At 71.6% G+C, this 5,847-nt stretch carries 6 protein-coding genes; all 6 read right to left on the bottom strand.

The window, feature by feature from the left end; translation table 11 throughout:
- A partial coding sequence (locus PROKR_RS26325) for a class-II fumarase/aspartase family protein (RefSeq protein ID WP_084800693.1) occupies window positions 1-1,487 on the bottom strand: 1,487 nt, incomplete at its 3' end.
- 517 nt (window positions 1,488-2,004) lie between these two features.
- Complete coding sequence (locus PROKR_RS33125) at window positions 2,005-2,145, bottom strand: hypothetical protein (protein WP_020017462.1); 141 nt, start codon at window positions 2,143-2,145, stop codon at window positions 2,005-2,007.
- A 121-nt stretch (window positions 2,146-2,266) separates the two neighbouring features.
- Window positions 2,267-2,596, bottom strand: coding sequence for a hypothetical protein (locus tag PROKR_RS26320; protein WP_157602717.1), 330 nt, complete (start codon window positions 2,594-2,596; stop codon window positions 2,267-2,269).
- Window positions 2,597-2,720: 124 nt separating this feature from the next.
- Window positions 2,721-3,602 (bottom strand): dioxygenase family protein, encoded by an 882-nt coding sequence (locus PROKR_RS26315; RefSeq protein WP_036969678.1) that lies wholly within the window; start codon window positions 3,600-3,602, stop codon window positions 2,721-2,723.
- The gene (locus PROKR_RS26310) at window positions 3,595-5,433 is read right to left on the bottom strand and encodes an FAD-dependent oxidoreductase (RefSeq protein WP_036969675.1); all 1,839 of its coding nucleotides are present in this window, start codon (window positions 5,431-5,433) and stop codon (window positions 3,595-3,597) included. Before PROKR_RS26310 ends, PROKR_RS26315 begins: the two co-directional genes overlap by 8 nt.
- Window positions 5,434-5,497: 64 nt before the next feature.
- Window positions 5,498-5,847 (bottom strand): helix-turn-helix transcriptional regulator (locus PROKR_RS26305; RefSeq protein ID WP_169736596.1); only part of this gene is annotated, 350 nt, incomplete at its 5' end.

Below are 5,847 nucleotides of genomic sequence, written 5' to 3'. Positions count from 1 at the left end.
GCGACCCTGGTGCCGTCGACCGGGCGGGCGACGGCGACGTCGTCCCCGGTGCTCGGCTCGGGGGCGGGTTCGTCCGCCGTGTCGCGGACGAAGAGCGGCACCGGCTTGGCCGTGCGCGCGCTGAACTCGAGCCGGTCGGCCACGGCGCGGGCGTGCTGCGCCATGTCGTGCGCGATCGTGATGCTCTCGCCGAGGTAGGCGCGCGGGTCGATCAGGCGGCAGATCTCGTCGCGGTCGAAGTAGGTGCTGACCGTCGTGTTGCGCACCAGCAGGTCGAGGAACTGCTCGTCGCCGACGGCCGACTCCTGCGCCACCTCGTACACGACCTCGTGCGCCTTCTGGCGGCCGATGCGCTCGCCCAGCTCCATCATCAGCGACTCCGAGCCGATGAGGCCCTCGCTGAGGGCCAGGTTGGCGCGCATGCGCTGCTCGTCGAGCTCCAGCCCGTCGAGGATGACGTCCAGGCGGGTCAGGATGTCGCCGGCCAGGACGGTGGCGCGGGAGACCGTCGACTCCAGGAGGTCGGTCATGCCGCCGTTGGCCTCGTGGTCGTGCTGCATCGACTCGAGCGCGGGCGCTGCCAGCGCGCGGAGCTGGGCGCTCATCGACAGCAGGTCGAGGGCGAGCTGCGGGTTGCGCTTGTGCGGCATGGTCGAGCTGCCGACCGTGCCCTCGGGGATGGGCTCGAACGCCTCGCCGAACTCCGGCTGCATCATCGAGTAGATGTCCTTGCCGATCTTGCCGGCGGTGCCGGCGACCTGGCCCAGGACGAGCACCAGCTCGACGATGCCGTCGTTGATGGCGCGCGACGGGACCGGCATGGTGCCGAGCCCCAGGTGGTTGGCGACCCGGCGCTCGACCTCGCGCCCGGCGGGACCGAACGACGCGAACGTGCCGACGGCGCCGCCCATGAGCACCCGGAAGAGCCGGTCCTCGAGGCGCTCGAGCCGGTCGGTGTGCGCCGTGAGCTCGTCGATCCAGACGGCGACCTTGAAGCCGAACGTGACCGGCACCGCGTGCTGGCTGTGCGTGCGGCCCGCCATCGGCACCGCGGCCGACGCCTCGGCCTGCTTGGACATGCCGCGCAGCACCTTGGCGAGCAGGTCCTTGACCGCGCGGTGCGCGTCGCGCAGCACGAGCACGTCCGCCGTCTGGGTGATGTTCTGCGTCGTGGCACCCCAGTGCACCCAGCCGCCGTACTCGCGGCCTACCACGCGCGCGAACTCCTCGATGAGCGGCATCAGCGGGTGGCTGGCCGACGCCGTCTCGGCCGCCACCCGGTCGAGGTCGAGCTTCTCGATCTGGGCGGCCCGGGCGATCGTCTCACCGGCCGGCTCCGGGATCAGGCCGACCTCGGCCTCCGCGAGCGCTAGTGCGGCCTCGACGTCGAGGCGCGCCTGGAATCGGTTCTCGACGCTGAAGAGGTGCGCGATCCCGGCGTCGGGAACGCGACCGTCCGTGAAGTGTCGAATCGATTCGCCATTCATCCCTGGTAACCCCACTCAGTTCTTGTGTCGTACGTGATCGGACGTGCTCTGCTGGGTCCGCGCCCCGTCTCGGGGCCGGGCTCCTTGCGAGTTCCCTGTTCCACGTCGTACCGGTCGCCGCGGGTCCTTGCCCGCCTGCGCACCGTGCCGAACTCGCCGTGTTTCATGCACCTGCATCAAAATGCGTACCGCTTCCGCTCACCGAATTGTGGGAGAGGATGCGCGCTCCAGGCTAGCGGACTTGTTTCCGGAATGTAACGGGAGTGAGGTCGATCACATGAATCGGAGGTGAACTCCAGCCCCTCACCAGGCTTTCGACAGGGCCGAGTGGGGCAGGGGGTGAACTTTGCGGGTGCGGCATTCGTCTCGCATGCCGGACGGCTCGGCAGGGACGCCCCGCAGGCCTGGGCACGCCACCGTCCGGGAACACGGAAGGCCCGGCCGCGCCCGCCAGGCATGGCGGTGCGACCGGGCCCTCCGTCGTGGGCACCAGGACCAGGCGCGGACCCCGCTCGACTCAGCCCGCGCTGGCGTCGTCGGCCGGGGTCTCGCGTTCCTCGTGCAGGGACCCGTAGGTGTCGGTGACGCTCCGATGCACGAGCGTGGTCCGGCGAGGGTTGGCGATGGAGTGGTACTGGGCGTCGTCGGCGTCCGTCATGGGTCCTCCTCCGGTGCAGGCTTACGGCTACGCTGCACGTGGCTCACCCGCTGATCTGCGGATCAACTATTTTCGTTGATACCGAGTCGCGTCGTCGACCCAAGACGCTGTGACGTCGGACTCACCACGCCGTCAGATCCGCCCGGACCGCACCCGACAGGTCGTGGGGAGGAGCAGGAACCACCCCGCCACCAGGACGGTGCCGATGCCACCCACCACCACTGGTGAGCCCCAGTCCCACGCGGGAACGCATCAGCAGGTGGGTCCCGAGCAGGACGGCGACCGTCCGCGCCAGCGCGAACCGGTGGACGAAGCCCACGCGGTCGACCCGGTCGGTGCCGCGGAAGGCCGCGAGGACGGCAGCCCACGGCGGGGTGCGGACGGCGTCGGCGAGCCGGATCGGCGCGTACCCGCCCACGCCGACGTAGGCCCGCCGGCCGACGCTCACCATGCCGCCGCACCCGGCGAGCAGACACCAGGTGGTACCGAGTATCACGAGCGCGACGAGCATGACCCAGGCCCGACCGCGCACCCAGGGGCACGACGTCGGGCACGACGACGGCGAGCCGGCCCGGTCAGTCCCCCGGGGCCAGGACGACGTCGAAGCGGGTGCGGGCCCAGGCGCCCTCGACCTCGCGGCCACCAGGCGCCGGGGTGCCCGCCGGCTGCTCCTCGAAGTCCATGACGAGCGAGTCCTTGACGCCGAACACCGAGTCCGACGCCAGCAGCTCGTCGCCGCGCACGAAGATGTGGGTCACCAGCGTGCGGAGCCCGGGCGCCGTCACCATGAAGTGCAGGTGCGCGGCGCGCATGGGCGAGCGGCCCGACGCCGCGAGCAGCGCGCCGACCGGCCCGTCGTGCGGGATCGGGTACGGCGTGGGTGTGACGCCCCAGAAGCGGTAGCCGCCGTCGTCGTCGGTGAAGAGGTGTGCGCGGCCGGAGGTGCGGTCGTCGCCGTACTGGACGTCGTAGAAACCGTCCTCGTCCGCCTCCCACACCTCGATGCGCGCGCCCGGCACGGGGTTGCCCGCGGTGTCGGTGACCGTGCCCTCCACCCAGCACGGCTGGCCCGTGGCGCCGCCCGAGATGTCGCCGCCGTTCTCGATGCGCGGCGCGTCGTCCACGAAGAAGGGGCCGAACACCGTGGCCTCCGTCGCGTTCGCGTGGGCGGCGTTGTTGATCGCGATGGTCTGCATGGAGGCACCCAGCACGTCGGACAGCAGGATGAACTCCTGCCGTTTGTCGTCGGTGATGTGCCCGGCCGCGGTGAGGAACGCGATGCCCCGGTTCCACTCGTCCTCGGTGAGCCGCACCTCCCGCAGGAACGCGTGCAGGTGCCGGGTCAGGGACTGCATGACCGTCGCCAGACGCTCGTCGTCCGCGCCCGCGAACGACGCCGCGACCCGGTCGACCAGCTCCTGCTCGCGCGCGGACTGCTCGGCGTCGGGCTCAGCCATGCTGCCCGCCCCGGCCGAGCACCGACCGCAGCGCGCCGCCCAGGGCCCCGGCCGGGTCGTCGGCCAGGGTCTGGGCGCGCCACGCGACGTGCGAGTCGGGGCGGACCAGGATCGCGCCCGACTCCTCGACGCCGCGCATCCTGGCCCAGTCGTAGTAGGTGTCGATGACGTCGCGGCCCGGCCCGATGACGACGGCCTCCAGCGGCACGCCGAGCTCCTCGGCGACCTTCGCGGCGGCCTCGGCCCACGCCTCGCCCGCGATGCCCGTGACCAGCGTGAACTGCCCGTACGGGACCAGGTCGTGCGTCGAGCGCTTGTGGCCGTGCACGTCGGCGACCCAGACGTGCGGGAACCGCGCGCCCGGCACCGTGGACTGCTTGTAGTAGAGCTCGGGGTCGCGCTCGTCCACGGGCTTGGGCGACCCGTCCGGCACGACGGCGGCGGACTCGTAGAACTGGCCCATGTCCACGCCGTGCGCGTTGAACTCGTAGTGCTTGAGGTCCATGGCCTCCACGAGCGCGGCGCGCTTGGCGGCACCCGCGGGGGTGTTCGCCTTGCGCTCGTCGATCGCGGCCTGCATCGCCTCCGGCGTCTCGGCGTCCAGGACCCCGAGCACCTCCATGAACCGGAACTCGCCGCCCGACTTGTTGGCGCGCAGCACGATCTGCTCGGCCACGGGGGCACGCTCGGCCGAGTACGTGTCCAGCAGCGACGGCGCCGCGTGGCCGTTCAGCACGGCGGCGATCTTCCAGGCCAGGTTGTACGAGTCCTGGACCGACGTGTTGGAACCGAGGCCGTTGCTCGGCGGGTGCCGGTGGACGGCGTCGCCGGCGCAGAAGACGCGGCCCTGCTGCAGGTGCGTCGCGTACATCTGGTTGTTGCCCCACAGCGAGTAGCCGGTGATCTCGACGTCCAGGTCCCGGGCGCCCACGAGCTGGCGCACGATCTCGGCGGCCGCGGCGTCGTCGAGCTGCGGGGGCTCGCCCGCGATGTCGTAGCCCCAGACGACGAGCCACTCGTTCCACGGCCGCACCATGCGCACCAGCCCTGCGCCGATGCCGCCGACGTCGGACCCCGGCTGCAGCACCCAGTACAGGACCGACGGGCGGTGGCCCACGAGGTGGGTGAGGTCGGCCTTGAAGGTGATGTTCATGGAGCCGGCGATGTCCATCGCGCCCTCCATGGGCAGGCCGATGTCGGCGGCGACCTGGGAGCGGGCGCCGTCGCCGCCGATCAGGTACTTCGAGCGGATCGTGTACTCGGTGCCGGTGACGCGGTCGAGCACGCGGGTGCTGACACCTTCGGCGTCCTGCGTGTGGCCCAGGTACTCCGTGGAGAACCGCGTCTGCGCGCCCCGCTGGGCGGCGTTCTTCACCAGGATCGGCTCGAGGTAGGTCTGCGGGATGTCCACCGTCAGGGACGGCGAGGCGAGCCGCGCGTCCGCCTCGCGCGCGGGGTGCGTCTCCCAGGTGAGGATGCGGCCGATCTCCTCGCCCGCGATCGTCGTGCAGAACACCGTGTCGCCGACGAGCTCGTGCGGGGTGGCGTCCGCGAGCACCTGGTCCTCGATGCCCAGGTCGCGGAAGATCTCCATGGTGCGCTGGTTGGTGATGTGCGCGCGGGGCGTGTTCGCCGTCCAGCGGTACTTGGTGATCATGATGGTGCTGACACCGAGGCTGGACAGGAACAGGGCCGCCGACGCGCCCGCCGGGCCGGAACCCACGACCAGCACGTCGGTCTCGACGACGACGTCGGGAGCCTCCGGGGTCGGGCCGGTCGCGGTGTGGCTGGGCAGTGCGGTCTCGGTCTGACCGTCGTCGAACTCAGGCATGCGCACAGGGTGCCGTGCGCCCCGACCTGGGAAAAGGCCTGGCCATGAATGTCGGCGGAAAGTATCAAGCCCTGGCCGCGAGGGCATACCGGCGGGCCTCCGACGGCGACATGCCCGACTGTTCCCGGAACACGCGGGAGAACTGCGCGGCCGACGAGAACCCACAGCGCAGGCCGATCGCCTCGACGGTCTGCTCCGCGTACGACGGCATGCGCAGCATGCGGCTCGCCATCTCCACGCGCCGCCGGGCGATCAGCCGCGGCACGCTCGTACCGTGCTCCGCCAGCACGCGGGAGAGCTGCCGCTCGCTGAGCCCGATCGCGTCGGCGATCCGGCGCGCCGACATCGTCGGGTCCCGCAGCCACTGCCGCACGTACCGCTCGGCCGCGGCGAAGTGCGCGCCGGCGGCCTGCG

Source organism: Promicromonospora kroppenstedtii DSM 19349, assembly GCF_000515355.1.
Taxonomy (GTDB): domain Bacteria; phylum Actinomycetota; class Actinomycetes; order Actinomycetales; family Cellulomonadaceae; genus Promicromonospora; species Promicromonospora kroppenstedtii.
Note: the sequence above shows the minus strand (reverse complement) of the source record. Positions and strands in the feature narration are given on the sequence as shown.

Coding starts and splice junctions, on each gene's coding strand:
- PROKR_RS26320 (WP_157602717.1), bottom strand. CDS start 2,596: ATGGTGAGCGTCGGCCGGCGGGCCTACGTCGGCGTGGGCGGGTACGCG.
- PROKR_RS33125 (WP_020017462.1), bottom strand. CDS start 2,145: ATGACGGACGCCGACGACGCCCAGTACCACTCCATCGCCAACCCTCGC.
- PROKR_RS26310 (WP_036969675.1), bottom strand. CDS start 5,433: ATGCCTGAGTTCGACGACGGTCAGACCGAGACCGCACTGCCCAGCCAC.
- PROKR_RS26315 (WP_036969678.1), bottom strand. CDS start 3,602: ATGGCTGAGCCCGACGCCGAGCAGTCCGCGCGCGAGCAGGAGCTGGTC.